The sequence below is a fragment of the Streptomyces odontotermitis genome (assembly GCF_050510915.1).
Taxonomy (GTDB): Bacteria; Actinomycetota; Actinomycetes; order Streptomycetales; family Streptomycetaceae; genus Streptomyces.
The window spans coordinates 1-24,885 of the sequence record NZ_JBNJLS010000035.1 but is presented as its reverse complement, the minus strand read 5'-3'; the positions used below and the strand labels follow the sequence as shown (position 1 = coordinate 24,885).

The following is a 24,885-nucleotide window of genomic DNA, read 5'->3' as shown; positions in this document are numbered from 1 at the left end:
GAGGGCGCCCTACCAGGGGCGCCCCCCTACACCTCCACGAGCAGGCTCTCCAGGCCCCGGATCACGAAGTTGGGCTTGCGGGCCGGGTCCGCGGCGAGCTTCAGGGTCGGGGCCTGGTGCAGCAACTGCCTCAGGGACGCCGCCAGTTCGAGCCGCGCCAGCGGGGCGCCGATGCAGTAGTGGATGCCCGCGCTGAAGGAGATGTGCGGGTTCTGGTGCTGGGGGCGGGACAGGTCCAGGGCGTCCGGGTCGGCGAAGACCGCCCCGTCGCGGTTGGCGGAGCCGAAGAGGAGGGCCACCTCCGCGCCCCGGGGCAGCACCGTCCCGTCGATCTCGATGTCGTCGAGGACCCAGCGCTCGAAGAGCTGGAGCGGGGTGTCGTACCGCATCAGCTCCTCCACGGCAGTGGACAGGAGCCCCTCGGGGTCGGCCCGCAGCGCGGCCAGCTGCTCCGGGTTCCGGAACAGCGCCCACCAGCCGTTCGCGGTCGCGTTGACCGTCGCCTCGTGGCCCGCGTTCAGGAGCAGCACACAGGTGGAGATCATCTCCTGCTCACTGAGCGTCTCGCCGTCCTCGTACGCGGCGATGAGCCCGGAGATGAGATCGTCCCCCGGCTCCTTGCGCCGCGCGGCGATCAACTCCCGCAAATACGCGGTGAATTCGATGGACGCCGCGACCGCGCGCCGCGCCGTCCCCTCGGACGGATTCAGCTCGTACATCCCGCAGATCGCCGCCGACCAGGGCCGCAGCAGCCCCCGGTCCGCCTCCGGGACGCCCAGCATCTCGGCGATCACCGCTACCGGCAGCGGCTCGGCGACGGCGCTCACGAGGTCGCCCCCGCCCTCCGCCACGAGCCCCCGCACCAGCTTCGCGGCCAACCCCTCCACGTACGGCCGCAGTCGCTCCACCGTGCGCGGCGTGAACGCCTTCGAGACGAGCCGGCGGATCCGGGGGTGGTCCGGGGGTTCGAGGTCGAGCATGCCGTGGTCGTTGAGCACGTGGAACGGCGCGTGCTCGGGCGGCGGCGGGGTACGGCCGAACTCCTCGTGCGTGAAGCGGTGTTGATAGGTCCGCCCCAGGCGCCGGTCCCGCAGCAGGGCGGACACGTCGGCGTGGTGCGGCACGAGCCACTGCCCGCTCGGCTCGTAGTGGTGCACCCGGCCGCGGGCGCGCAGCTCGGCGTAGGCGGGGTAGGGGTCGGCGAGGAACGCGGGGGAGGCGGGGGCGAAGGGTGCGAGGGGGGCGTCCATGGCGGGACGGTAGCTCTCGCTCTAACCGGGTGTCACCAGCCGGGCCTCGTATGCGAACACCGCCGCCTGCGTGCGGTCGCGCAGGCCCAGCTTCACCAGGATCCGGCTGACGTGGGTCTTGATCGTGGACTCGGCGACGACGAGGCGCTCCGCGATCTCCGCGTTCGACAGGCCCTGCGCGATGAGCACGAGGACCTCCGTCTCGCGCTCCGTGAGCTCCCCGTACGCCTCCTGGCTCGCGGCCACCGAGAGCCTCGGCGTCTCCGCCAGCTTCGAGAACTCCGTGATCAGGCGGCGGGTCACGGACGGGGCGAGGAGGGCCTCGCCGGAGGCCACCACCCGTACGCCGTCCGCGAGTTGGCGCGCCGAGGCGTCCTTGAGGAGGAAGCCGGAGGCACCGGCCCGCAGCGCCTGGTACACGTACTCGTCCAGGTCGAAGGTGGTCAGGACGAGCACCTTCGCGTGGTTCTCGTCCGCCGTCGCGACGATCTCGCGGGTCGCCTCGATGCCGTTCAGCTCGGGCATGCGGATGTCCATCAGGACGACGTCGGGGGCGAGTTCGCGGACCCGCTCGACGGCCTCGCGGCCGTTGACGGCCTCACCCACGACCTCGATGTCGGGCATGGCGTTGAGGAGGACGGAGAAGCCTTCGCGCACCATCATCTGGTCGTCGGCGATGAGGACGCGGATGGTCATGCGATGCCCTCCGTACGGTCGTTCTTCTGCGTGCGGCCGCTCTCCTGCGTGCGGCCTCTCTCCTCGGTGCGGTCGTCCTCCTCGGTGCGTGCGGCCACCGGCAGGAACACCGTCACCTCGTAACCGCCGTCCTCCGTCTTCCGCGTCGTCATCTCGCCGTCCAGCATCGTGACGCGCTCCCGCATGCCGGTCAGGCCGTGGCCCGCCCCGGTTGAAAGGGGCGGGCGCAGCCCTCGTTGAGGGTCGGTGGCCGGGTGACGGGTGGGATTGACGAGGCCGGTCGGCGGGCCGTTGACGACGCGCAGGCCGAGGCCGCCGAGGACGTAGCCGACCTCGACGCGCGCGGTCGCGCCCGGCGCGTGCCGCAGCGCGTTGCTGAGCGCCTCCTGCACGATGCGGTACGCCGACAGCTCGACGCCCTGCGGGAGTTCGCGGACCGCGCCGGTCACCGCCTTCTCGACGGTGAGGCCCGTCTCGCGGACGTTGGCCAGGAGCCGGTCGAGGTCGGCGAGGGTGGGCTGCGGGGCGTCCGGTGCCTCGTAGTCCTCCGCCCGTACGACGCCGAGGACACGGCGCAGCTCGGTCAGCGCGGCCACCGCGTTCTCGCGGATCGTCACGAACGCCTGCTCCAGCTCGGGCGGCGGGTTCTCCACCCGGTAGGGCGCCGCCTCCGCCTGGATGGCGACGACCGACATGTGGTGCGCCACCACGTCGTGCAGCTCGCGGGCGATGGTGGTGCGCTCTTCGAGGAGGGTGCGTTTGTCGCGCTCGACAGCGCTGACTGTGCGCTCGCGCACCACTTCGTGGCGGGCCTTCCAGTTGATCTGGATCGACACCACGAAGGCGACGGCTATGGCGGAGAGGAACAGCATGGGGGCGGTGTCCGAGTCCCAGCCGCCGTACGCGGCGTCCGCGAAGAAGGAGTAGAACGCCGTGAGCGCGTACATCCACACCGCCGTACGGGGCCGGGTCCGCGCCGCGACCACCATCAGCACGGCGATGTGCCCGAAGAGGCTCGACACCGGCCAGGGGCGCTCACTGCCGTAGCTCGCCATGACCCCGAGGGGCGCGGCCGCGAGCGACACCCACCAGGCGAGGGTCGGGCGGAGCAGGGTGAGGGCGACGGCGACGCCCGGTATGAGGGCAGCGATCAGCCAGCCGAGCTGGTTGGTGCCGTATCCGGGGTTGGTCTCCATAAGGCCGAGGGCCAGCGTGATGCAGGCCGCCGCGAGGACCACACCGTGCGGGAAGTACCCGAGGTGCCTGCGGATCCCCTGCGGGAGGCGCTGCGCGATCAGGCCCCCGTACGTGCCCTTCGGCAGCGGGCGGTAGGCGAAGACATCCCGGAACAGGTCGTCGCGGAGACCGCGCAGGGCGTTCTTGGCGAGGTTGTACTCGGGGCTCCGCATGCCCGGGGTACGCGGCTTGGAACTGGTCGTCTCGGTCACGTCTACGAAGGTACGGCGACACGGGGGCGGGTCGCGTCCCCTTGGAGGCTGGTCCTCGGGGGTCCGCCGTAAGTACTACGCGCCCACGTACGGGCCGCCGCCACGGCCCCACCGCGCGAACTCCCGGCCCCCCCTGTCCGCGGACACCCCCCATTGTCCACTCGCCGACCTGATGAAGTCGTTGTTGTGGTGGCGCCGCAGGTCGGATGACGCGGCGGCGGGGGAACGTGCCCGGCGCACCCGGGGGGGCACGGGTGGTGCTGAGCCTGTCCCTGGTGACCGCGCTGGGGCGGTGGCCGGCGCGAGGTGCGCCAGAGCCGGGGCCGGGACCTGCGGGCGGGCCGCGGCCGACACCGGCACCACGACGGCGCCCGCGACACACACGGCGAGCAGGGATCACACACCGTCGTCCACATCACGCCGGGGTATGCACCTGCCGCGTAACTCTCAGGCATTACGGGTATCCCCAGGGCCGCCCCGCAGGGCCGCCCACGGGCCAGTGGTGACCGTCTAGAACGCGAGCTGCGCGATCTCCTCGGCGACCACCGCGCACGCGTCCGCCGCCGGGTCGATCAGCGGGAAATGCCCCACATCTTCCAGGAGCGTGAGGCCCACCACCTCGCCCGCCTTGGCGGCCGCGTCGGCGTACGCCTCGGCGACGGCCTGCGGCACGACGATGTCGGTGCGGCCCTGCACCACGGTGGTGGCGATGCCCGTCGGCAGGAGCGCGGCCGGATCCGCGTACGGCAGCCGCTCCTCGAACTTCTCCTTGCCGCCGAGGAGTTGGGTCTCCGCCCCGGAACAGACGTCGAGCTCGCGCGCCCGCCCGAAGTCCGCGATCGGGGCGAGCGCGACGACGCCGCGCAGCGGGGCGGGCCGGTCGGTGCGCCAGGCGGCGGGCGCGTCGTCGGGCAGCACGTGCCGCGCGGCCGCCCACAGCGCGAGCTGCCCGCCCGCCGAGTGCCCGGTCACGACGGTGCGGCGCGGGTCGGCGGCGGGCAGGAACTCCCGTACGAGGGCGGGCAGCGCGTCGAACGCGGCGGCGACGTCGTCGAAGGTCTCCGGCCAGCGCCCGGCGACGGGCCCCGTGCCGCCCTGCGCGGGCAGCGGACTGCCGCGCCGGTACTCGACGTTGGCCACCGCGAAGCCCCGCCGCGCCAGGAAGTCCGCGAACGGCGTCACGTGCCGCCGGTCGTACGGGGCCCGCCAGGCACCGCCGTGCAGGACCACCACCAGCGGCGCGACCGCGGTGCTGTCGCGCGGCGCGTGGAAGTCCACGACCTGGTCGGGGTGGTCGCCGTAGGCGGCGGTGGCGTCGGGTTCCACCTCCGGATGCGAGAAGGCGGCCTCGGCCTCGGCGGCGTCGCGGGCCACGGCGGCGGCGTCGGCCGCGGCACCGGCTGCGTCTTCCTGCATGCTCAACCTCTCAGCGGGTCACGTGCGTTCGGCGGGCCTCCCCGTGACCGGGCCGCCCAGCGGTGCGGCGGCCCGGTCACGGAGCAAGATCCGCCGGACGCTATCAGGCCCCGGCCAGCGTGTGGGCGAGTACCCGGGCGGCCTGTTCGGCCTCCGCGAAGGAGACGTACAGCGGGGTGAAGCCGAAGCGGAGCACGTCCGGTTCGCGGAAGTCACCGACCACGCCCCGCTCGATGAGCCGCCGCATCACCTCGCCTGCGTCCGCACAGCGCAGCGCGACCTGGCTGCCGCGCTCGGCGTGCGCGGCCGGCGTCACCGGCTCCACCCGCCCCTTCGGCACGTACGCCTCGACGCACTCCAGGAAGAAGTCCGTCAGGGCGAGGGACTTGGTCCGCACCGCCTCGACCGACACCCCGTCCCAGACGCCGAGCGCCGCCTCCAGGGCGAGCATGGAGAGGATGTCGGGGGTGCCGACCCGGCCGCGCACCGCACCCTCGGCGGGTGTGAACTCGGGCCGCATGCCGAAGGGTTGGGCGTGTCCGTTCCACCCGGGCAGCGGCGAGTCGAAGCGCGCCTGGTGCTCCTTTCGCACGTAGAGGTACGCGGGCGAACCCGGGCCCCCGTTCAGGTACTTGTAGGTGCAGCCGACCGCGAGGTCCACGCCGTGCGCATCGAGCCCGACCGGCAGGGCGCCCGCCGTGTGACAGAGGTCCCACACCATGAGGGCGCCCGCCGCGTGCCCGGCCGCGGTGAGGCCGGGCAGGTCGTGCAGGCGGCCGGTGCGGTAGTCGGCGTGATTGAGGAGGACGGCGGCGGTGCGGGGGCCCAGGACGGACGGGGTGTCCGCCGGGGCGACCGGGATGAGGCGGCAGCCGGTCATGCGGGCCGCGGACTCGGCGATGTACCCGTCCGTGGGGAAGGTCGTGGCGTCAACGACGATCTCGTCGCGCCCCTCGTCCGGGTGGGCGTCGTCCGTTCCGCCCCGCGCGATGCGGACCGCCGCGACCAGTGCCTTGAAGACGTTCACGCTCGTGGAGTCGCCGACGACGATCTGGCCCTCGGCGGCGCCCACGAGGGGGGCGATGCGGTTGCCGATCCGCTCGGGGGCGGTCCACCAGCCGCTCTCGTCCCAGGAGCGGATCCTGAGTCGCCCCCACTCGTGGGTGATGACCTCCGCTACGCGGGCCTCGACAGCCTTGGGCAGGGCGCCCAGTGAGTTCCCGTCCAGGTAGACGGTGTCATCGAGGACGAACTCGTCCCGCTTCGCGGCGAGTTCGTCGGTGGCGTCCAACTTCGCCGCTCGCGCGGCCAGCGTTGCCATGTGCGCCGGGACGTCATCCGCGGCGCCGTGGGCGGTTTCGCCCACCCGTCCCGCCATGCGGGACGCCTGCCCGAAACCGGAGGGGCTCGCCGTCTCGTCGGGCTCAGACATGTGACCTCGCACTCCACAGTTCCGGGAAGACGTTCTTCCGGGCCCGCTTCTCCAGCCAGGCGACGCCCGCCGAGCCGCCCGTGCCCGTCTTGGAGCCCATCGCGCGGCGCGTGGCCACCAGATGGTCGTTGCGCCAGCGCCAGACCTGCTCGGCGACGTCGGTCAACGCCTCGCCCAGGCGGGCCAGTTCGTCGCTCTCGTCGCCCGAGTAGAGGGCCGTCCAGACCGCCTCGACATCGGGCGAGGGCTCGTAGCGCAGGGCCACGTCCCGCTCCAGGACGGCGGCGGGGACGGCGTGGCCGCGCCGGGCCAGGAGCCGGAGCACCTCGTCGTACAGGCTCGGCTCCTGGAGCGCCTTCTCCAGCTCGTCGTGGACGCGCGGCGCGCCCCGGTGCGGAACCAGCATGGACGCGGACTTCTCGCCGAGCAGGAACTCCATGCGCCGGTACATCGCCGACTGGAAGCCGGACCCCTCCCCGAGCGCGCTGCGGTACGAGTTGAACTGGGCCGGGGTCAGCTGACCCAGCGGCCGCCAGGACGCGTTCAGTGCGTCCAGTTCCCGGACCGACCTCTTCAGGGCCGCGATCGCGACCGGCACGTCGTCCCCGCGCAGGGCCCGCGACGCGGTCTCCCACTCGTGGACGATCACGGTGAACCACAACTCCATGACCTGGGTCGTCACCAGGAAGACCATCTCTCCGGGGTCGTCGGAGAGGGGGTGCTGGAGGTGGGTGAGCACGTCGGCCTGGACGTAGTCCTCGTAGGGCGTCGTGCCGGCGAAGTCGAGATGCGGGGTTTCTGGCGCCTCCGGATAGGAGGTCTCCGCCTCGTGGGACATCGCTGTCTCCTTGAACGAACTCCGGGTAGCGGTCCGCCCCTGCCGTAGCGACACGGGGGCCCCGGTCCCCACCCACATCATCCGTGGGTGATCTCCGCCAGGGCAAGGCGGAACGATTCCGCCCGCTCCGTTGGTACGGCCTCTGCATGTTTCATGCCCGGCATCGACCTCCTCCTCGACCGCATGGAGCGGGACGAGTTCGACATGATCGCGGTGGGCCGCTCCCTGATCGCGGACCCGGAGTGGGCGGACAAGGCGGTCACGGACCGCCTGGACGAGGCGACCCCGTACGACGTGGGCATGCTGCACAAGCTCCACTGAGCCCCCCCCCGCACGCGAAGGGGCCACCGCATCGCCGCGGTGGCCCCTTCTGCCGTACGTACGCGAGGACAGGCTCAGCCCAGCGTGTCGGCCGCCGTCTCGGACGAGTCCCGCAGGAAGCCCGCGCAGCGCTCGTACTCGTCCTGCTCCCCGATGGACTGCGCCGCCCGCGCGAGCCCATGCAGGGCGCGCAGGAAGCCGCGGTTGGGCTCGTGCTCCCACGGCACCGGGCCGTGGCCCTTCCAGCCCGCGCGGCGCAGCGCGTCCAGGCCGCGGTGGTAGCCGGTGCGCGCGTACGCGTACGACTCGACGACGCGGCCCGCCTCGAACGCCTCGTCCGCGAGCCGGGCCCAGGCGAGCGAGGACTTCGGGTACTTGGCGGCGACGTCGGCGGGCGCCGCCCCGCCCGCGAGCAGCTCGCGCGGCTCGGGGTCGTCGGGCAGATGGGTCGGGGGCGGTCCCCCGAGCAGGTTCTCGTGAATGGCCATGTGAACAAGTCTGCGCCATTGTCCGAGATCGGTAACGATCGCGTGTGCCCTGGCCGGAATCGCTCGCTCCTGGCGCACACTACTGCGGCCGGTTCATTGACCGTGTACTGGCAAGCAGTACCCACCCTCACCGCTCACGCCCGACCCACGGGGGAACCCCAATGCGCACGAAGACCCGCAAGAACTGGAAGCTCGGCCTGCTGGGCGCCACCGCCGCGCTCGCCCTGGCCACCACGGCCTGTGAGCCCGGCGGAGGCGAGGACAACAGCGGCGATTCCAAGCCGTCTGCGACCGCCTCCCAGTCCGCGGACAAGCCCTCCGGCAACGGCGGCTCCGGCAACTCCGACGGCTCCGGGAACTCCGGTGGCAGCGGCAACTCCGGTGGCAGCGGCGGCAAGCAGACCTCCAAGCCGTCCGACGTCCAGACCGGGAACGGCGGCGAGAAGGGCGGCGACTGGGACTACGCGGACCGGCAGAAGCCGCCGACCGTCAACATCTGCGAGGCCAAGAAGCAGGACCAGTACGGGAAGGTCGAGTCCGTCAACATGGGCGGCGAGAGCCCCTACCCGGTGCTCGGCATGGTCCTCGGCTCCTACGAGTGCGACGAGAACGGCCCCAACTTCTCGCCGAGCAGCGCGACCGGCGCCGCCTCGGACCTGCTCGTCGACTCGAACCACCTCAAGGTGGTCGTGGGCGGCGGGCTCGCCCAGGAGATGGGCACCAAGACGCCGGACGCCAACACGTTCCTCGACAAGCTCGCGCAGATGCAGGACAAGGGCGAGCTCAAGGGCGCCAAGGGCCCCGAGTTCTACATCCAGCACGACGCCGCGGACCGGGAGTCGGTGCCGGTCGGGGACGACACCCACGTGATCTACCTGTACCAGATCGTCGACGACGCGTGACGCCCGCCCGCTCGGCATGAGCTGGGCCCGGCCCCCCAGAGGGAGCCGGGCCCAACCCACGTACGGACGAAGGGACTTGCCTACGTCAGCTTCGTCTTCACTTCAGCTTCGTACCGGTGGAGCGCAGGTTCGCGCACGCCTCGGTGACGCGCTTGGCCATGCCCGCCTCGGCGGCCTTGCCCCAGGTGCGCGGGTCGTAGGTCTTCTTGGAGCCGACCTCGCCGTCGACCTTCAGGACGCCGTCGTAGTTCTTGAACATGTGGTCCGCGACGGGACGCGTGAAGGCGTACTGGGTGTCGGTGTCGAGGTTCATCTTCACGACGCCGTTCTCCAGCGCGGTGGCGATCTCCTGCTCGGTGGAGCCGGAACCGCCGTGGAAGACGAAGTCGAACGGCGACTGCTTGCCGTACTTGGCGCCGACGCCCTCCTGGAGGTCCTTGAGGAGCTCGGGGCGCAGGACGACGTTGCCCGGCTTGTAGACGCCGTGGACGTTGCCGAAGGACGCGGCCAGCAGGTAGCGGCCCTTCTCGCCCAGGCCCAGGGCCTCGGCGGTGCGCAGCGCGTCGTCGACGGTCGTGTACAGCTCGTCGTTGATCTCGTGCGTGACGCCGTCCTCCTCGCCGCCGGTCGGGGTGATCTCGACCTCAAGGATGATCTTCGCGGCGGCGGCCTTCGCGAGCAGCTCCTGGCCGATGGCCAGGTTGTCGGCGAGGGTCTCGGCGGAGCCGTCCCACATGTGGGACTGGAACAGCGGGTTGCGGCCGGCCTGGACGCGCTCGGCGGAGATGTCGAGCAGCGGGCGGACGTAGCCGTCCAGCTTGTCCTTGGGGCAGTGGTCGGTGTGCAGCGCGACGGTGATGTCGTACTTCGCGGCGACGACGTGCGCGAACTCGGCGAGCGCGACCGCGCCCGTGACCATGTCCTTGTTGTACTGACCGCCCAGGAACTCCGCACCACCGGTGGAGATCTGGATGATGCCGTCGCTCTCGGCCTCCGCGAAGCCGCGCAGGGCAGCGTGCAGGGTCTGGGTCGAGGTCACGTTGATGGCCGGGTAGGCGAACTTGCCTGCCTTCGCCCGGTCGAGCATCTCGGCGTAGACCTCGGGAGTTGCGATGGGCATGTGTCCGCTCCTTGTGATGTGCGGGTGGGTGCTGGGCCCTGACCTACGGGGGCGACGTCATCGTCGCCCCCATCTTTCCAGACTTGCCGGATTGCTCCAGCCGGGGAGAGACCGGAATCCCAGGGCCGTAGGTCCCCGGTTCCCCGTGGGTCAGCTGAGCCCGAGCTCGTCCTTCGAGTACGCGAAGAGGTACGGGACGCCCGTCTCGTTCTTGATCTTCTCGCCCGCGCCGGTGGCCCGGTCCACGATGGTGGCGACGGCGACGACCTCGGCGCCCGCCTCCCGGGCCGCCTCGACGGCGGTCAGCGGCGAGCCGCCGGTGGTGGTGGTGTCCTCGACGATCAAGACCCGCCGCCCCTTGATGTCGGGCCCCTCCACCCGCCGCTGCATGCCGTGCGCCTTGGCGGCCTTGCGGACGACGAAGGCGTCGAGCGGCACGGAGCGGTTCCCGCGCGCGTGGGAGGCGTGCAGCATCGCGTCCGCGATCGGGTCGGCACCGAGGGTGAGCCCGCCCACGGCGTCGTACTGGAGCTCGGCGGTCAGGTCCAGCATGACCTCGCCGACCAGCGGGGCGGCGGTGCCGTCGAGGGTGATGCGGCGGAGGTCCACGTAGTAGTCCGCCTCGATGCCCGAGGAGAGGGTCACCTTGCCGTGCACGACGGCCTTGTCCTTGATCTGCTGCAGCAGGGCGCCGCGTACGTCGTCAGTCATGCCTACGAGCTTAGAGCGAGCTCAGAGCGCGTTCAGCCCTGCCCGAGCCGCCGCCAGGTCCACGTGGTCGCCGCCTCCAGGGGCTCCAGCGGGGTGACGAGGCGGGGCGCGGTGTTGAGCCCGTTGGGCGGTCCGGTCTGCGGCTCCACGCAGACGGCGGCGTCCTGCTCGTCGTAGACGACGACCCACTCCTCGCGGCTCTTCACGTTGACCTCCAGCTGTCCGGGCCAGGTCAGCGTGACGTCGACGCCGCCGTCGGGCATCCCGAAGCAGTCGTCCCAGGGGCCGGGCCGCGGCTCGATGCGCCGCCCCGTGGGCAGGTGGTCGTCCCCGCGCTCCTCCTGCCAGGCGGGATGGAAGTCCAGGGTCACGGGTTCCAGGTCCGCCCCGAGGCTCCGGTTGAACCACGGGTGCCAGCCCGCCTGCGCCGGGAACGAGTCCCCGTACGTCTCGACGGCCAGCTTGAGCGTGAGTGCGTCCTCGGTGAGCTCGACGACCTGGGTGACCCGGCCCGGGTACGGCCAGGGGTCGGTGAGGTCGTACGTGAAGGCGGCCTCGGTCGGGGTGGCCTTCGCGGTGGTCCACTCGGCGTCGCGGGCGAAGCCGTGGATGGCGTGGGGCGGGGAGTTGAGGGGCATCTGGTGGACGGTGGCGCCGTCCAGGAAGCGGCCGTCCCTGATGCGGCCGCACCACGGGACCATGGGGAAGCAGCCGTAGCGGGGGCCTTGGCGGAGGAGTTCGACGCCGTCGAGGGCGAGGCTGCCGATGCGGCAGCCGTTGCCGGGCTGGACGGTGACTCGGGCTGCGCCTGCGGTGAGGGTCACGTCGGTGGTGGTCATGGGCCTGAGTTTTCCCCAGTCCCGCCCCTACCCGAAATCCCGCTCGGCGAGCGCACTCAGCCCGTCCGGCGTTTGAGGACGAGCCGCGTCAGCGGCGATACGGGTGCCCCAGGGCCGACGGAGCCGGCGGATCCGGGAAGGGGCGCCCGCGCGCGGAGCGCGCTCATAGATGCGGCGGGGAAAGGACAGCTCACCGCCTCCGCCGCAGCACCCGCCCCACCACGATCGCCGAGGCCAGCACCACCGCAGCCGCGGGCGCGGCCCACCGCAAGGTGGCCGTGGCCGATGTCGTCTCCGGCGCCGGAGCAGGCGCGTACCGCCCCCGGGGCGGCGCGTGGTCGACCTCCTCCGCGCTGCGCCCGATCATCGTCCGCCGCGCGTGCGCTGCCTCCGCGGGCGGCACGATCACGGGCTCGTCCGCGTCCCCGTCCACGTCCGCGCCCTCGTCCGCGAGGGGGTCGAGGGAGGGCGGCGGCACCTCCGTGTCGAAGATGGAGATGACTTCACCGAGGTCGCCGGAATCGGAGTCAGCGTGAGGATCGGAGCCGACGTCAGGATCGGAGCCGACGTCAGGATCGGGGGCGACATCAGGATCGGAGTCGGCCTCGGCGGCGTCCACAACCGGCTCCGCCCCCCGGGACCCCACCACCCCCAGCCCCTCCCCGAACCGCTCGAGCAGCCTCCGCCCGGCCCCCTCCACAGCCTGTGGAGAACTCTCGGCGACCCGCCCGTCCCCGGACGCCGTCACCGCGAAGGCGAGCGTCGTGCCGCCGTCCGCCGGAACCAGCTTCACGGTCAGCGCGGCCTTCACCGCCCCGCTGCCCCGCACCTCCGTGCCCTCGGCCTCGAGCTCGTACGCGTCGGCGTCCCCGTCGCGGCGCGCGATGCGCACGGACCCCTTGTACGTGATCGCGTGCCCGCCGACCCGCACCTTCAGCCGCCCCGACAAGGGCGGCGAGTACGCGTCGGTGTCGCGCTGGAGCCCCGGGACCGCGCCCGCGACCCGCTCGGGGTCGTCGAGGACCTTCCGCAGCGCCTCCGCCGGTACCGGAACGAACACCTCATGGTCCATGACAATCGAGCCTACTCACGCCCTCACCGCCCTGTACGCACCTGTACGCAATTCACCGACTCAATTGGGCGACTCAGCCGGTCGACCCGGCCGGACGCGACCCACGGACTCAGTTCGCGTAGCGCGGATGCACCAGCGTCGACGGCGCAAGCCCCCGCACCCGCACCCGCTCCGCGGCCCGCGCACTCCCCCAGTACCCGTCCCGCACCACCGGCCGGTCGCGCGCGGCCAGCACGAAGCCCCAGTCCCTCGGCTGGGCACGGGCCGAGGAGCCGTCCGCCGTGCGGTCCGGGCCCGCGGCGAAGCCGGAGACGCGGCCACCCACCCGATACGGCGCCGTGCGCAGGCCCGCCGCGCGCAGCGTCGTCTCGACCGTCCAGAAGACGCGGGGGCGGGAGGCGAAGGGGCCCGCGTGCACGGCGAGGCGGCCGCGGGGCGCGAGGACGCGGGCCGCGAGGCCGAAGAACTCCTGCGAGTAGAGCTTCGTGGACGCGGTGATGCCGGGGTCGGGGAGGTCGGAGAGCACCACGTCGTACGTGGCGCGGCGCGGCACCATCCGCAGCCAGCGGAACGCGTCGGCGTTCGTCACGCGCACCCGCCGGTCGCGGTACGCGTGCTCGTTCAGCGCGCTGAGCGCCGGGTCGTGGCGGGCCAGGTCGACGACGCCCGGGTCGAGTTCGACCACATCGACACGGCGCACCCCGGGGTAGCGGAGCACCTCGCGGACGGCCAGCCCGTCACCGCCGCCGAGGACGAGCACGCGCGCGTGCGGGCCCTGCATCGCGGGGCGGACCAGCGCCCGGTGGTAGCGCCGCTCGTCCCGGCCGCTGACCCGCAGCCGCCCGTCGAGGAAGAGGTCGAAGTCGCGGGCGAAGTCAGGGGTGTCGGAGGAGCGGGAGGAGCCCGAGGAACCGGAGGGGCCCGAGGAGTGCGAGGAGTGCGAGGAGTGCGAGGAGTGCGAGGAGTGCGACGAGGTGGACGACGTCCCGGAGCCGCGCGCACCACCTGGGCCACCCGCACCGCCCCCACCGCCCTGGCCACCCGCTCCATCCGCCTCACCACCCCGCGGCGCACCCCCCGTCAGCACCACCTCCTGCACATCCGTCTGCACCGCCACCCGCACCCCCGCCCCGTACACCGCGTGCCGCGCCGCCCGCTCGAAGTCGCCCACGAGGGCGGCGGCGGAGGCGAGCATGCCGAGCACCGTCACGTTCGCCACCAACAGCACCCAGCGGCCGCGCGTGCTCAAGTCCCTGCGGAACAGGCCGAGTACGAGGGCGCCGCCCGCGAGGGCGTTGACGGCTCCGGTGAGCAGTGCGCCCGTGAGCTGGCCGAAGAGGGGGAGCAGGAGGAAGGGGAAGGCCAGGCCGCCGACCAGCGCTCCCACGTAGTCCGCGGCGAAGAGGTCGGCGACCGCGCCGCTCGCGTCCTGGCGCCGGATGCGCTGGATCAGCACCATGAGCAGGGGGACTTCGGCGCCGATGAGCACGCCGATGGCGAGCGAGAACGCGACGAGGAGGTAGCGCGAGCCGCCCGCCCAGACGCCGCCCCGGTCGCCGGTCCACGCGAACGCCGCGTACAGCGCCATCGCGCTGCAGCCGCCGACGAGCGCGAGCGCCGCCTCGATGAGTCCGAAGCCGACAGCGGCCCGGCAGCGCATGCGCTTGGCGAGGAGCGCGCCGATGCCCATCGCGAAGACCATCACGGACAGCACGACGGACGCCTGGGTGACGGAGTCACCGATCAAGTACGAGGCGAGGGCCACGAGTTCGAGCTCGTACACGAGGCCGCAGGCAGCGCAGATGAAGACGCCCACGAGGACGAGGAGACGGCCCGTCCTGGGCGTGACGGGCAGGCGCGCTGGCGGCTCGATCACGCTGGGAACGCTACGTCACCGCACTCCTACGTCTGGTCACCCACAAGGGTGCAAACGCGGCCGGGAGGTGTACGTGATCTTCACCTGGGCACGTCACAGGGTCACCGGCATCCTCGCCCCCACCCGTGTGCGCGTCGCCACGAGTTGACCGTCCTGCGGGTACGCATGCCAGGTGCGCCACTGCACCTGCCCCTCGTGCCACTGCGCGAGCAGCGCCGTGAACGCGTGCGGGGAGCCGGGGAACACGCCCGCGAGGCCGTGCGGATGTTCGGCGACCAGGGCCAGCAACTCCTGGGCGCGGCCCGCGAACTGGCCCCGGGAGAGGGTCTCCACGCGCGCCGCGAACTCGTACTCCCAGTCGCCCACCCGCTTGGCGACGCCGAGCGGCAGCGGGGTGCTGCTGCCGGGGATGCAGGCGACGGTCTCCGAGCAGCTGCCCTGTTCTTGGTCGAGGAGGACTTGGTGCGAGGCGCCGAGGAGTCTCAACTCCAGTGACGCGTCAGCCAGTTGGAGGTCGAGCGTGGCCAGGGCCGGGAGCGGCTCGCGGCCCAGGGCCCAGGCGAGGTCCGCGGCGCGCGTGTCGGTGTAGGCAGTCTTCAGGGTCGTGAGCATGGGTCGGCTCCGCTAACACGCAATGGAGGTGGTGCCGGCCCGCCCGGCTGGAACACCGGGAGGTCGGATGGCCGGCTCGTGCCCACGAGTACGCCGGTAAACCGGAAAGAGGTCCTGATGACCGAACGTCCGAGGGCTGTGTTGACGATTTAGAGGGAATCATGGACGGCGACGCCGCCACAGCGTTTTTACCCAACTTCGTAGGGTTTCCATCCCCCCGAGGGCTACCCAGCTCACCTGTTCAGTCCTGTGCCGCGCGTACAACGGCGGGGCGCCCGGCAGGAGTTGCCTCCCGCCGGGCGCCCCGGTCGGTGTGGAGGGGGAGCCCCCGCTCCGGTGATGGACCAGCTGCCCCGTGTCAGCTGCCTCCTCCGCCGCCGCATCCGCCTCCACCGCCACAGGAGGAGCCACCACCGCAGGACGAGCCGCCTCCGCAGGAGCTGCCGCCGCCGCACGAGTGACCGCCGTGGTGCCCGCCGCCGTGGTGGTGCCCGCCGCCGCCGCTGCCCGCTCCGCCGGCCCACCAACTGGAGCCGGAGGAGCTCGAAGCACCGGAGCGCAAGCCGGAGCGCGACCGGCCCCGCCCTCCAGTGGCGATCGCGAGCACGATCGCGAGCACAACCACGCCGATGAAGATGAAGGCCATGACCATGGCCATCACGCTCCTTCCGTTCCCCCGTAGTGGCACGCCTTGGTGCCTTGCTTGGTGCCTTGCTTGGTGCCTTGCTTGGTGCCTTGCTTGCTGCGGTAGTTGGTGCCTTCTTGCGTGACAAGCAGATGCCCCCGGCCACCCGGCGCCAAAGCAGAGTTGAGGAAGTCCAGAGGTTCGGCGCAGGATGGCCGCCATGACCTCCACATCCGGCACGTCCGCGAGCACATCCGGCACGTCGGCGAGCGGCCGACCGCTACTCAACCGCCGTCTCGCCGAGTTCGGCACGACGATCTTCGCCGAAATGTCGGCGCTCGCCGTGCAGACCGGGGCCATCAACCTGGGCCAGGGCTTCCCCGACACGGACGGGCCCGAGGAGATCCGCGAGGCGGCGGTGCGCGCGCTGCGCGACGGCCGCGGCAACCAGTATCCGCCGGGCCCCGGCGTCCCCGAGCTGCGCCAGGCCGTCTCCGCCCACCAGTCCGCCGTCTACGGCCTCGCCTACGACCCGGACCGCGAGGTCCTCGTCACCGCGGGCGCCACCGAGGCGATCGCCGCCTCCCTGCTCGCCCTGGTGGAGCCCGGCGACGAAGTCATCGCCCTGGAGCCCTACTACGACTCGTACGCGGCGTCGATCGCGCTCGCGGGCGGCCACCGCGTCCCGGTGACGCTCCGCCCCGGCGAGGGACGCTTCCGCCTTGACCTCGACGAGCTGCGCGACGCGGTCACCGACCGCACCCGCCTCCTCCTGCTCAACACCCCGCACAACCCGACCGGCACGGTCCTGACCCGCGCCGAGCTCACCGCGATCGCCGAACTCGCCGTGGAGCGCGACCTGTTGGTGATCACCGACGAGGTCTACGAGCACCTGGTCTTCGACGAGGCCGAGCACATCCCGCTGGCCTCGTTCCCCGGCATGCGCGAGCGCACCGTCACCATCGGCTCGGCGGGCAAGACGTTCTCCTTCACCGGCTGGAAGGTCGGCTGGGTGACGTCGACGCCGGAGCTCGTGACCGCCGTCCGCTCGGCGAAGCAGTTCCTCACGTACGTCTCCTCGGGGCCCTTCCAGTACGCGGTCGCCGAGGCGCTCGCGCTCCCGGACAGCTATTTCGCGTCGTTCCGCGCGGACATGCGCGCCAAGCGGGACGTGCTCGCCGCCGGGCTCACCGAGGCGGGCTTCGAGGTCTACCGCCCGCAGGGCACGTACTTCATCACCACCGACATCCGGCCGCTCGGCGAGAGCGACGGCTTCGCCTTCTGCCGGGCGCTGCCGGAGCGGATCGGCGTGGTGGCCATCCCGAACGCGGTCTTCTACGACCACAAGGAGACCGGCGCCCCCTTCGTACGGTTCGCGTTCTGCAAGCAGACGTCCGTCCTGGAGGAGGCGGCGGCCCGCCTCAAGTCGCTGTAGCGCGCATCGCGGTAGCCCGTATCGCTGTAGGCGGCAGCCCGTATCGCTGTAGCTCGTACGGGCAGGGTCCGTCTCCGTCCGGCTCTGCCCGAGTCGCGCGGCCCGCGCCGGGGGCGCAGGGTGCCTATGTGACGCACCTGAGCACCACTCTGGTCCCCACCCCCGGCAAGAAGACCGGCGAGCGGCCCGACGAGAAGTCCGAGCGCGCCGCGGGCCGCCGCCCCGGCACCCGGCTCCCGGCGGCGGCCCGCGCCCTCGGCGTCTTCGCGGCCGCCCGGCTGACCGGCCTCGTCGCGGTCGCCGTCGCCGCGCACCTCACCCACCAGGACACCTTCCGGCTGCTCGGCCGCTCCTGGGACTCCCGCTGGTACCTGGGCATCGCCGCCCACGGCTACGGCCGCACCCTGCACTTCGGCCCCGACGTCACCCAGAGCGACCTGGCCTTCTTCCCCCTCTATCCGGCCCTGGTGCGCGCCGTCACGACCGTCACGCCGCTCAGCTCGGGCGCCGCGGGCCTGCTCCTGTCCTGGCTGGCGGCGGCCCTGTCCGCGTACGGCATCTACCTGCTCACCGCCCGGCTGCGCGGCCCCCGCACGGCGGCCTTCCTGGTCGCCCTCTGGGCCCTGCTCCCGCACTCGGTGATCCTGTCCCTCGCGTACACGGAGCCGGTCCTGACGGCGTTCGCCGCCTGGTCCCTGTACGCGCTCCTCACCGGCCGCTGGCTCTGGGCGGGCACCCTCGCGGCGCTCGCCGGGCTCTCCCGGCCCAACGGCTTCGCGGTGGCGGCGGCGGTCCTCGCCACGGCGGCGTACGAGATCGGGCGCCGGCGCGGCCGCGTCGCGGGCCGGGTCTGGGCGGGTGCCGCGCTCGCGCCGCTCGGCTGGGGGGCGTACGTCCTGTGGGTGGGGGTGCGCACCGGGGATCCGCTCGGCGGCTACTTCACGGTGCAGCGCGAGTGGGGCTCCCGCTTCGACTTCGGCGCGGGCTCCCTCGCCTTCGCCAAGCACGTCCTCCTGGACGGCGACCGCTTCGTCTTCTCCATGACGCTGGTCCTGGTGGCGGCGGCGGTCCTCCTGTACGCGCTGCTGCTCGCCGACCGCCCGCCGCTCGCCCTCGCGGTCTACACGGGCGTGCTGCTCCTGATCACGGTCGGCGGCTCCGGCTTCTTCGAGTCGAAGCCCCGCTTCCTGCTGCCCGCGTTCCCGCTGCTCCTGCCGCTCGCCTGCGCGCTCACAAAAGCCCGGCGCAGGTCCGCCCACCTGGTGGTGGGCGCCCTGGCCGGGCTTTCGCTGGCGTACGGGACGTATCTGGTCGCGATCGCCGACATGCCGTTGTGACGGCGGAAGGGTTCAGCCCTCGTCGTCGGGCTTCTCGTCACCCTCGGCGGAGTCGACGTCCTCTTCAAGACCCAGCTGCTCCACGAGCCAGCGGTCGAACTCGATCGCGGCCCGCACCCAGCTGACGGTCGACGACACGAAGTGCTCCAGCGAGACACCGGTGCCGATCAGCATCTGGGCCTCGCCGATGAGGCGGACCGTGCCGTCGTCGTGGGTGTGGCTGTAGACCTTCGGCCAGAGCGTGCGCCGGTTCCAGTCGTCGATCGACTCGAGCAGCTGCGGCTTGTCTTCGATCTGGTGCGGCCGGTCGTAGAAGGTCCGCACCGAGAAGACCTGCTGGTCGTCCTCGCCGCGGAACATGAAGTACGTACGGAACTCCTCCCACGGCGCCGCGAGGTCACCCTCGTCGTCGACGACGTGCTTGAGCTCCATCTGGTCCAGGAGCTGCTTCACCAGGTCCTGGTCGGGGACGACGGGGCCCGCCGGTCCTGCGCCCTGCTGCGGTTCGGGCTGTCCCCCGAAATTCGGAATCGAGGACGGGTCGATGCTCACGTGCTTGGTCCCTTCGTATGGATGGGCCCATCCTCTCCCAGGAAGGGGCCCCGGGGGCAAGCCCGGGTCCTCCTCCACCGGGTTTCGGCCGTTCGCCCGCTGCGGACAGCGGGGAACGCAGCGACCGGTTACAGCGACTTGCCCGTGGCCGGCCCCACGATCAGCCCGTCCCCGAAGGCGTCGACGCGGACCGTGTCCCCGTCCTTCACCTCGCCCGCCAGGATCTCCTTGGCGAGCCGGTCACCGATGGACGTCTGGATGAGGCGGCGCAGCGGCCGCGCCCCGTACGCCGGATCGTTGCCCTCGTCGGCGAGCCAGGCCAGCGCCTCGGGCGTGACGTCGAGCGTCAGGCGCCGGTCGGCGAGCCGCTTGGCGAGTCGCCCGATCTGCAGCTCGGCGATGTGGGCGAGCTCGTCCTTGGTGAGCGCGGAGAAGACGACGAGGTCGTCGAGCCGGTTGAGGAACTCCGGCTTGAAGGAGGCCCGCACCACCTCAAGGACCTGCTGCTTCTTCTCCTCCTCCGTGCTGAGCGGCTCGACCAGGAACTGGCTGCCCAGGTTGGAGGTGAGGACGAGGATGGTGTTGCGGAAGTCGACGGTGCGCCCCTGCCCGTCGGTCAGCCGCCCGTCGTCCAACACCTGGAGCAGGATGTCGAAGACCTCCGGGTGCGCCTTCTCCACCTCGTCGAGCAGGACGACGGAGTACGGGCGCCGCCGCACGGCCTCGGTGAGCTGACCGCCCTCCTCGTATCCCACGTATCCGGGCGGAGCCCCGACCAGCCTGGCCACGCTGTGCTTCTCGCTGTACTCGCTCATGTCGATGCGGACCATGGCCCGCTCGTCGTCGAAGAGGAAGTCGGCGAGGGCCTTGGCGAGTTCGGTCTTGCCCACACCCGTCGGGCCGAGGAAGAGGAAGGACCCGGTGGGCCGATCGGGATCGGCGATGCCCGCGCGGGTGCGCCGCACCGCATCGGACACGGCACGCACGGCTTCGGTCTGCCCGATGAGGCGCTTGCCGAGCTCGTCCTCCATGCGCAGCAGCTTCTGCGTCTCGCCCTCCAGGAGGCGCCCGGCGGGAATCCCGGTCCAGGCGGCGACGACATCGGCGATGTCGTCGGGCCCGACCTCTTCCTTGACCATGGTGTCCTTGGCGGCCTCCTGCTGGGCCTCGGCCTCGCTGGCCTCCTCCAACTCCCGCTCCAGCGAAGGGATCTGCCCGTACAGCAGCTTGCTGGCGGTGTCGAAGTCCCCGTCGCGCTGGGCGCGTTCGGCCTGCCCGCGCAGTTCGTCGAGACGTTCCTTGAGCTCACCGACGCGGTTGAGGGACTGCTTCTCCTTCTCCCAGCGGGCGTTGAGCCCGCGCAGCTCCTCCTCCTTGTCGGCGAGGTCGCGGCGGAGCTTGGCGAGACGGTCCCGGCTGGCCGGGTCGGTCTCCTTGGCCAGCGCCATCTCCTCCATCTTCAACCGGTCCACGGAGCGCTGGAGTTCATCGATCTCGACGGGGGACGAGTCGATCTCCATGCGCAGCCGCGAGGCGGCCTCATCCACAAGGTCGATGGCCTTGTCGGGCAGGAACCGGGAGGTGATGTAGCGATCGGAGAGCGCGGCGGCCGCCACCAGCGCGCTGTCGGCGATCTGCACCTTGTGGTGCGCCTCGTACCGCCCCTTGAGCCCGCGCAGGATGGCGATCGAATCCTCGACGGACGGCTCGGCGACGAGCACCTGCTGGAAGCGCCGCTCCAGGGCCGGGTCCTTCTCGATGCGCTCCCGGTACTCGTCCAGGGTGGTGGCGCCCACCATGCGCAGCTCACCACGCGCCAGCATGGGCTTGAGCATGTTGCCGGCGTCCATGGCTGAATCTCCGCCCGCGCCCGCGCCCACGACGGTGTGCAGCTCGTCGATGAAGGTGATGACCTGCCCGTCGCTCTCCTTGATCTCGGAGAGCACGGTCTTCAGCCGCTCCTCGAACTCACCCCGGTACTTGGCCCCGGCCACCATGGCGCCCAGGTCCAGCGAGACCAGCCGCTTGTCGCGCAGCGACTCGGGCACATCCCCCTTGACGATGCGCTGGGCGAGCCCTTCGACGACGGCGGTCTTGCCGACGCCGGGCTCTCCGATGAGGACGGGATTGTTCTTGGTACGCCGGGACAGGACTTGCACAACACGCCGGATCTCCTGATCCCGCCCGATGACAGGATCAAGCTTTCCTTCGCGCGCGGCCGCGGTGAAGTCGGTCCCGAACTTCTCCAGCGCCTTGTACTGCCCCTCCGGGTCGGGTGTCGTCACCCGCCGCCCTCCCCTGCTCTTCTCGAACGCGTCCAGCAGCTTCTTCGCCGACGCCCCGTGCTTGTTCAGGATCTCACCGGCGCTCCCGCCCTCGGCGGCGGTGGCGATGAGCAGGTGCTCGGTGGAGAGGTACTCGTCCCCCAGCTCCTTGGCCCGCTGGTCGGCGTCGGCGACGACGGCCAGCATCTCGCGGCTGGGCTGCGGCGGGGCGACGGTCGACCCGGTCACGCTGGGCAGCGCGCCGAGGGCCCGCTCGGCGTCGGCGCGCACGGCGGCCTGGTCGGCCTCGACGGCGACGAGCAGGTCGGTGATGTTCTCGTTGTCCTGCCCCTCCAGCAGCGCGAGCAGCAGGTGTGCGGGGGTCAGGTCCGCGTGCCCGTCCTTCACCGCGCGACTGGTCGCCGCGTTGATCGCGTCCCGGCTCCTGTTGGTCAGCTCTGCGTCCACGTTGCTCTTCTCCTCCTGAGACCTCTCTACGGCACTACGGCTACGCCCATGGCCATCGCCATGACTTACCTAACGTACACAAAGTTGAGCCTATTCCACTCAAGGAGGTGGCTGAAGGGACCTAGGTCCCGGAGAGCTAGGTTCCCGCTCATGGCCATCGACCCGCGAGACCCGAGTACCCCGTTTCTCAGCTTCTGGCGGGAGCGGCACCTGTGCACCTTGACGACGCCCCGCCCGGACGGCACCCCGCACGTGGTGCCGGTCGGCGTGACGTACGACCCCGAGGCCGGCCTCGCCCGCGTCCTCGCGAACAAGTCCAGCAAGAAGGTCACGAACGTCCTCGCGGCCTCGGGCGTGGACGGCGGCCCGGGTGCGCGGGTGGCGGTCTGCCAGGTGGAGGGGAGGATATGGGCGACGCTGGAGGGGCGGGCCGAGGTGCGGACGGATCCGGCGGAGGTGGCCGAGGGGGAGCGGCGCTACGAGGAGCGGTACGGGAGAGTGCCGTCGCCGAACCCGGACCGGGTGGTGATCGCGATCGTGCTGGACCGGGCGATGGGGCACAGGTCCTTGCAGGCTCCCTGACGCATGCGGGCCGCACACACCACAGCGGCGCCACCGTGTTCAGGTCCACGGTGGCGCCGCTGCTGGGGGAAGCGCCTGCGCGATTTACAACGACGGGGGAATCGCGTCAGGCACTGCGGGGGGTGGCAGTTGTGGGCAGAGCGGACTCGGAGCGCGGCCCGCGCCCGCGCCGCTCACCGACCAGCTCGTGATCGCGCTGGTCGAGGTTGACGAAGACCATCCCGTACCGGATGGCACAGCGCACGGGCTGCGGGGCGCCGCGGGGGCGGCGCAGGCACCGGAAGGCGCGCACTTCGTCGTCCTCGTCGCGAACGAGAACGACGGGCTCGCCGAGGAGGGTGACCATGAGGGAGTCGCCCTGCTCGGGGATGGCGGTGACGAGATCGATGAAGTGCCAGCCGGAGCGGTAGGCGGTGGCCATTTCGCGGCGGAAGGTGCGGTCGTCGGGAGGGGTGCTCATGACGCGGCCCCTGCCGGACCCACGTTCCAGCCAATATCGCCAGGCGTCGCGGAGACGGAGTAGGTACTCGCTGACGCACCATCCGGGGCTGAATCAAGCGTACTCACCGCGCCCACGACCAACCCTACGGAGAAGGCGGCGACAAGCACTGAGCGAAGCATGCTCTTAAACATGGTCGGCTTCGTCCTCACTTGGTAGGTTCCACTCCCCCGGCTCCAACAAGACGATGTCCTAATCGAGCACGTCAAAGCCACACAGTGGATGCATCATGTTCCTGCACGTTCAGGACCCTGGGGGGTGGAGATTTGGACATAACACGGGCGAAAACGACACATCCTCACCCCTCAACCCCACTGTGTGATGAGGGATCAAGGTTGTACGCCATCGCACTGAGCGATGGCCGCCTGGCGCGCGCAGAGGCTGAGACCACTCCTTGCCTCGTGGAATCGGCCCTGCTGCACCCCGACCCGGACGACCCTGGCTGGCTTCGCCCGGTGTCCCCCTCCGCCGCGCTCGCACAGCGTCTCCATCCCATCGAGCGGGAGATCCAGGAACGGCGAAGGCTCACCGTCGAACTGACCGACATCTTCGAGCCATTCATGGCCATCACCGCGCGGGCCGAGCCCACGACTCACGCGATCACCGTCCTGGAAGGTGACGCAAGGATCGAAGAGGCCATAGAGCGCGCCACGGCGGAATGCCGCTACGAAGTACTCACCGTTCAACCCGGGGGCGGCCGCAGCGAGAACACGCTCAACGCGGCATTGAAACGGGGCCAGTCCGTCCTCGACCGCGGCGTCACCATGCGCACCCTGTACCAGCACACCGTGCGGCACAGCCAGGGAACTCTCGCGTACGCGGAGCGCATTGCCCAGGGAAACGTGGAGATCCGGACGCTGGAAGAAGTGATCGACCGGTTGCTCATATTCGACCACGCGATCGCGTTCATTCCTGCCCGCGACGATCGTCAAGTCGCCCTGGAAATACGCCAACCCGGCCTCGTCGCCTATCTCGCGAAGGTCTTCGAACAACTCTGGAGCCGAGCAACTCCGCTCCTCGAAGAAGTGCCCTACGCCCCCACCGCCAATGGCATCACCGGTGTGCAACGCACCATCGCCCGGCTCCTCATCGAAGGTCTCGTGGACGAGGCCATAGCGCGCCGCCTGGGCATGAACGTCCGTACCTGCCGAGCCCACATCGCCAAAATCGCGGCAGCTCTCGGCAGCGGCAGCCGGGCTCAACTCGGCTACCTCATAGCAAAGTCCGGAATCCTGGACAACGACACGAGCTGAGCAACTGCTCGACCGTCGAGATCAAGCCAACCCGCACGTGCCCCCCGCACCCACCACCCGACTACTCGCCGTCAACTGGTTACCCGAGGCATAAACTCCGGCAGCGTCAGCGAAGGAGGATGCGAAACCGTGGCGCCTGAGCCCCACCGGCACGGACCCGACGAGCTGTGCGAGACCGGAACCATCGTCTACTCCCGCGCCCTTCGTGAGAACGGCGTGCCCGGCCAACTCGCCGCTCAGGCTCCCTGCCTGCTCGACCACAACCTCCTGCATCCGGATGACGGCACCCCTCACCTGCTGCGCCCCACCGCCCCCGCGGTCACTCTTCCCCGCCTGTTGCGCTCCATCGAGGAGACCATCGCACAGCGACGCCTGCAGGAAGAGAAGCTGGCCAGGCTCTTCGAACCTCTCCTGCCACTCGTCCCCCCCTCATCCCCCCTCGCACCAGGGCGTGCGGCAATCACCGTGCACGATGGACTTGCCGACGTGAACGCGGCCATAGACCGGGCCATAACGGCCAGTCACCGTGAGGTACTCACCATTCAGCCAGGCGGAGTTCGCCCCCTGGAGGCGCTCGCCCTTGCCTTCCCGCGCGATCAGGCATTCCTCTCACGTGGTGCCCGGATGCGCACCCTCTACCAGCACACCACCCGCCACGCACTCCCCGTCCAGGCCCACTACGAGCGGCTCGACGGCGATGTCGAAGTCCGCACCCTCGACGAAGTCACCGAACGACTCCTCGTCTTCGACCGCACCGTCGCCTTCATCCCTGCCAGCCACGACCGCCAAGTCGCCCTGGAGATCCGCCACCCGGCCCTCGTGCACTTCCTGGCCACCGCCTTCGACCGC

23 protein-coding genes are annotated in these 24,885 nt (G+C 71.3%); 7 read left to right on the top strand and 16 right to left on the bottom strand.

The features are described from left to right. Positions 1-26: 26 nt before the first annotated feature. The 6 genes from ACQB60_RS44580 to ACQB60_RS44555 form a co-directional block, all read right to left on the bottom strand. Positions 27-1,250, bottom strand: a complete 1,224-nt coding sequence (locus tag ACQB60_RS44580) for a cytochrome P450 (RefSeq protein WP_496931836.1) — start codon at positions 1,248-1,250, stop codon at positions 27-29. 21 nt (positions 1,251-1,271) lie between these two features. Then, positions 1,272-1,946 (bottom strand): response regulator, encoded by a 675-nt coding sequence (locus tag ACQB60_RS44575; protein ID WP_496931835.1) that lies wholly within the window; start codon positions 1,944-1,946, stop codon positions 1,272-1,274. Then, entirely contained in the window at positions 1,943-3,355 is a 1,413-nt protein-coding gene (locus tag ACQB60_RS44570) for a sensor histidine kinase (protein ID WP_496931863.1), read from the bottom strand. Before ACQB60_RS44570 ends, ACQB60_RS44575 begins: the two co-directional genes overlap by 4 nt. Positions 3,356-3,904: 549 nt before the next feature. Further along, positions 3,905-4,810 carry an alpha/beta hydrolase gene (locus ACQB60_RS44565; RefSeq protein ID WP_496931834.1) on the bottom strand — a complete coding sequence of 302 codons (906 nt, stop codon included), beginning with the start codon at positions 4,808-4,810 and terminating at the stop codon, positions 3,905-3,907. A gap of 103 nt (positions 4,811-4,913) precedes the next feature. After that, positions 4,914-6,131 (bottom strand): kynureninase, encoded by a 1,218-nt coding sequence (gene kynU, locus ACQB60_RS44560; RefSeq protein WP_496931862.1) that lies wholly within the window; start codon positions 6,129-6,131, stop codon positions 4,914-4,916. Positions 6,132-6,234: 103 nt separating this feature from the next. Further along, entirely contained in the window at positions 6,235-7,080 is an 846-nt protein-coding gene (locus ACQB60_RS44555) for a tryptophan 2,3-dioxygenase family protein (RefSeq protein ID WP_496931833.1), read from the bottom strand. Positions 7,081-7,233: 153 nt separating this feature from the next. Here ACQB60_RS44555 and ACQB60_RS44550 point away from each other — a divergent pair, with 153 nt between their 5' ends. Then, positions 7,234-7,401 carry a hypothetical protein gene (locus ACQB60_RS44550; protein WP_496931832.1) on the top strand — a complete coding sequence of 56 codons (168 nt, stop codon included), beginning with the start codon at positions 7,234-7,236 and terminating at the stop codon, positions 7,399-7,401. A 74-nt stretch (positions 7,402-7,475) separates the two neighbouring features. Here ACQB60_RS44550 and ACQB60_RS44545 read toward each other — a convergent pair whose 3' ends face one another. Then, positions 7,476-7,889: a DUF3151 domain-containing protein gene (locus ACQB60_RS44545; RefSeq protein ID WP_496931831.1), complete on the bottom strand. Its 414-nt coding sequence runs from the start codon at positions 7,887-7,889 to the stop codon at positions 7,476-7,478. Between the two features lie 161 nt (positions 7,890-8,050). On the opposite strand from ACQB60_RS44545, the gene ACQB60_RS44540 reads away from it, so the two are divergent. Then, positions 8,051-8,791 carry a hypothetical protein gene (locus tag ACQB60_RS44540; protein ID WP_496931830.1) on the top strand — a complete coding sequence of 247 codons (741 nt, stop codon included), beginning with the start codon at positions 8,051-8,053 and terminating at the stop codon, positions 8,789-8,791. A 97-nt stretch (positions 8,792-8,888) separates the two neighbouring features. Here ACQB60_RS44540 and fbaA read toward each other — a convergent pair whose 3' ends face one another. The 6 genes from fbaA to ACQB60_RS44510 form a co-directional block, all read right to left on the bottom strand. Continuing rightward, the gene (gene fbaA / locus ACQB60_RS44535; protein ID WP_496931829.1) at positions 8,889-9,911 is read right to left on the bottom strand and encodes a class II fructose-bisphosphate aldolase; all 1,023 of its coding nucleotides are present in this window, start codon (positions 9,909-9,911) and stop codon (positions 8,889-8,891) included. Between the two features lie 150 nt (positions 9,912-10,061). Beyond that, positions 10,062-10,622: an orotate phosphoribosyltransferase gene (pyrE, locus tag ACQB60_RS44530; RefSeq protein WP_496931828.1), complete on the bottom strand. Its 561-nt coding sequence runs from the start codon at positions 10,620-10,622 to the stop codon at positions 10,062-10,064. 32 nt (positions 10,623-10,654) lie between these two features. After that, on the bottom strand, positions 10,655-11,461 hold the full coding sequence (locus tag ACQB60_RS44525; protein WP_496931827.1) for an aldose epimerase family protein: 807 nt from the start codon (positions 11,459-11,461) through the stop codon (positions 10,655-10,657). 190 nt (positions 11,462-11,651) lie between these two features. Continuing rightward, positions 11,652-12,533, bottom strand: coding sequence for an SRPBCC domain-containing protein (locus tag ACQB60_RS44520; RefSeq protein WP_496931826.1), 882 nt, complete (start codon positions 12,531-12,533; stop codon positions 11,652-11,654). A gap of 109 nt (positions 12,534-12,642) precedes the next feature. Beyond that, positions 12,643-14,409 (bottom strand): spermine/spermidine synthase domain-containing protein, encoded by a 1,767-nt coding sequence (locus ACQB60_RS44515; RefSeq protein WP_496931825.1) that lies wholly within the window; start codon positions 14,407-14,409, stop codon positions 12,643-12,645. 93 nt (positions 14,410-14,502) lie between these two features. Beyond that, positions 14,503-15,021 (bottom strand): DUF2617 family protein, encoded by a 519-nt coding sequence (locus ACQB60_RS44510; RefSeq protein WP_496931824.1) that lies wholly within the window; start codon positions 15,019-15,021, stop codon positions 14,503-14,505. Positions 15,022-15,857: 836 nt separating this feature from the next. On the opposite strand from ACQB60_RS44510, the gene ACQB60_RS44505 reads away from it, so the two are divergent. Next, positions 15,858-17,081 (top strand): pyridoxal phosphate-dependent aminotransferase, encoded by a 1,224-nt coding sequence (locus tag ACQB60_RS44505; protein WP_496931823.1) that lies wholly within the window; start codon positions 15,858-15,860, stop codon positions 17,079-17,081. A gap of 128 nt (positions 17,082-17,209) precedes the next feature. Then, on the top strand, positions 17,210-18,418 hold the full coding sequence (locus ACQB60_RS44500; protein WP_496931822.1) for a glycosyltransferase family 39 protein: 1,209 nt from the start codon (positions 17,210-17,212) through the stop codon (positions 18,416-18,418). Between the two features lie 12 nt (positions 18,419-18,430). Here ACQB60_RS44500 and ACQB60_RS44495 read toward each other — a convergent pair whose 3' ends face one another. Beyond that, positions 18,431-18,970, bottom strand: a complete 540-nt coding sequence (locus tag ACQB60_RS44495) for a type III secretion system chaperone family protein (protein ID WP_496931821.1) — start codon at positions 18,968-18,970, stop codon at positions 18,431-18,433. 128 nt (positions 18,971-19,098) lie between these two features. Next, entirely contained in the window at positions 19,099-21,702 is a 2,604-nt protein-coding gene (clpB, locus tag ACQB60_RS44490; protein WP_496931820.1) for an ATP-dependent chaperone ClpB, read from the bottom strand. Positions 21,703-21,852: 150 nt separating this feature from the next. Between clpB and ACQB60_RS44485 the strand changes: the two genes are divergently transcribed. Further along, on the top strand, positions 21,853-22,284 hold the full coding sequence (locus tag ACQB60_RS44485; protein ID WP_496931819.1) for a pyridoxamine 5'-phosphate oxidase family protein: 432 nt from the start codon (positions 21,853-21,855) through the stop codon (positions 22,282-22,284). 106 nt (positions 22,285-22,390) lie between these two features. Here ACQB60_RS44485 and ACQB60_RS44480 read toward each other — a convergent pair whose 3' ends face one another. Continuing rightward, positions 22,391-22,744: a hypothetical protein gene (locus ACQB60_RS44480; protein WP_384846893.1), complete on the bottom strand. Its 354-nt coding sequence runs from the start codon at positions 22,742-22,744 to the stop codon at positions 22,391-22,393. Between the two features lie 374 nt (positions 22,745-23,118). Between ACQB60_RS44480 and ACQB60_RS44475 the strand changes: the two genes are divergently transcribed. Beyond that, the gene (locus ACQB60_RS44475) at positions 23,119-24,036 is read left to right on the top strand and encodes a helix-turn-helix transcriptional regulator (RefSeq protein WP_384846895.1); all 918 of its coding nucleotides are present in this window, start codon (positions 23,119-23,121) and stop codon (positions 24,034-24,036) included. A 129-nt stretch (positions 24,037-24,165) separates the two neighbouring features. Further along, a partial coding sequence (locus ACQB60_RS44470; protein WP_496931818.1) for a helix-turn-helix transcriptional regulator occupies positions 24,166-24,885 on the top strand: 720 nt, incomplete at its 3' end.

Bases quoted from the DNA above. Each gene is read 5' to 3' on its own strand.
- ACQB60_RS44580 (WP_496931836.1), bottom strand. From the start codon at position 1,250: ATGGACGCCCCCCTCGCACCCTTCGCCCCCGCCTCCCCCGCGTTCCTC.
- ACQB60_RS44575 (WP_496931835.1), bottom strand. From the start codon at position 1,946: ATGACCATCCGCGTCCTCATCGCCGACGACCAGATGATGGTGCGCGAA.
- ACQB60_RS44570 (WP_496931863.1), bottom strand. From the start codon at position 3,355: ATGCGGAGCCCCGAGTACAACCTCGCCAAGAACGCCCTGCGCGGTCTC.
- ACQB60_RS44565 (WP_496931834.1), bottom strand. From the start codon at position 4,810: ATGCAGGAAGACGCAGCCGGTGCCGCGGCCGACGCCGCCGCCGTGGCC.
- kynU (WP_496931862.1), bottom strand. From the start codon at position 6,131: ATGGCAACGCTGGCCGCGCGAGCGGCGAAGTTGGACGCCACCGACGAA.
- ACQB60_RS44555 (WP_496931833.1), bottom strand. From the start codon at position 7,080: ATGTCCCACGAGGCGGAGACCTCCTATCCGGAGGCGCCAGAAACCCCG.
- ACQB60_RS44550 (WP_496931832.1), top strand. From the start codon at position 7,234: ATGCCCGGCATCGACCTCCTCCTCGACCGCATGGAGCGGGACGAGTTC.
- ACQB60_RS44545 (WP_496931831.1), bottom strand. From the start codon at position 7,889: ATGGCCATTCACGAGAACCTGCTCGGGGGACCGCCCCCGACCCATCTG.
- ACQB60_RS44540 (WP_496931830.1), top strand. From the start codon at position 8,051: ATGCGCACGAAGACCCGCAAGAACTGGAAGCTCGGCCTGCTGGGCGCC.
- fbaA (WP_496931829.1), bottom strand. From the start codon at position 9,911: ATGCCCATCGCAACTCCCGAGGTCTACGCCGAGATGCTCGACCGGGCG.
- pyrE (WP_496931828.1), bottom strand. From the start codon at position 10,622: ATGACTGACGACGTACGCGGCGCCCTGCTGCAGCAGATCAAGGACAAG.
- ACQB60_RS44525 (WP_496931827.1), bottom strand. From the start codon at position 11,461: ATGACCACCACCGACGTGACCCTCACCGCAGGCGCAGCCCGAGTCACC.
- ACQB60_RS44520 (WP_496931826.1), bottom strand. From the start codon at position 12,533: ATGGACCATGAGGTGTTCGTTCCGGTACCGGCGGAGGCGCTGCGGAAG.
- ACQB60_RS44510 (WP_496931824.1), bottom strand. From the start codon at position 15,021: ATGCTCACGACCCTGAAGACTGCCTACACCGACACGCGCGCCGCGGAC.
- ACQB60_RS44505 (WP_496931823.1), top strand. From the start codon at position 15,858: ATGGCCGCCATGACCTCCACATCCGGCACGTCCGCGAGCACATCCGGC.
- ACQB60_RS44485 (WP_496931819.1), top strand. From the start codon at position 21,853: ATGGCCATCGACCCGCGAGACCCGAGTACCCCGTTTCTCAGCTTCTGG.
- ACQB60_RS44480 (WP_384846893.1), bottom strand. From the start codon at position 22,744: ATGAGCACCCCTCCCGACGACCGCACCTTCCGCCGCGAAATGGCCACC.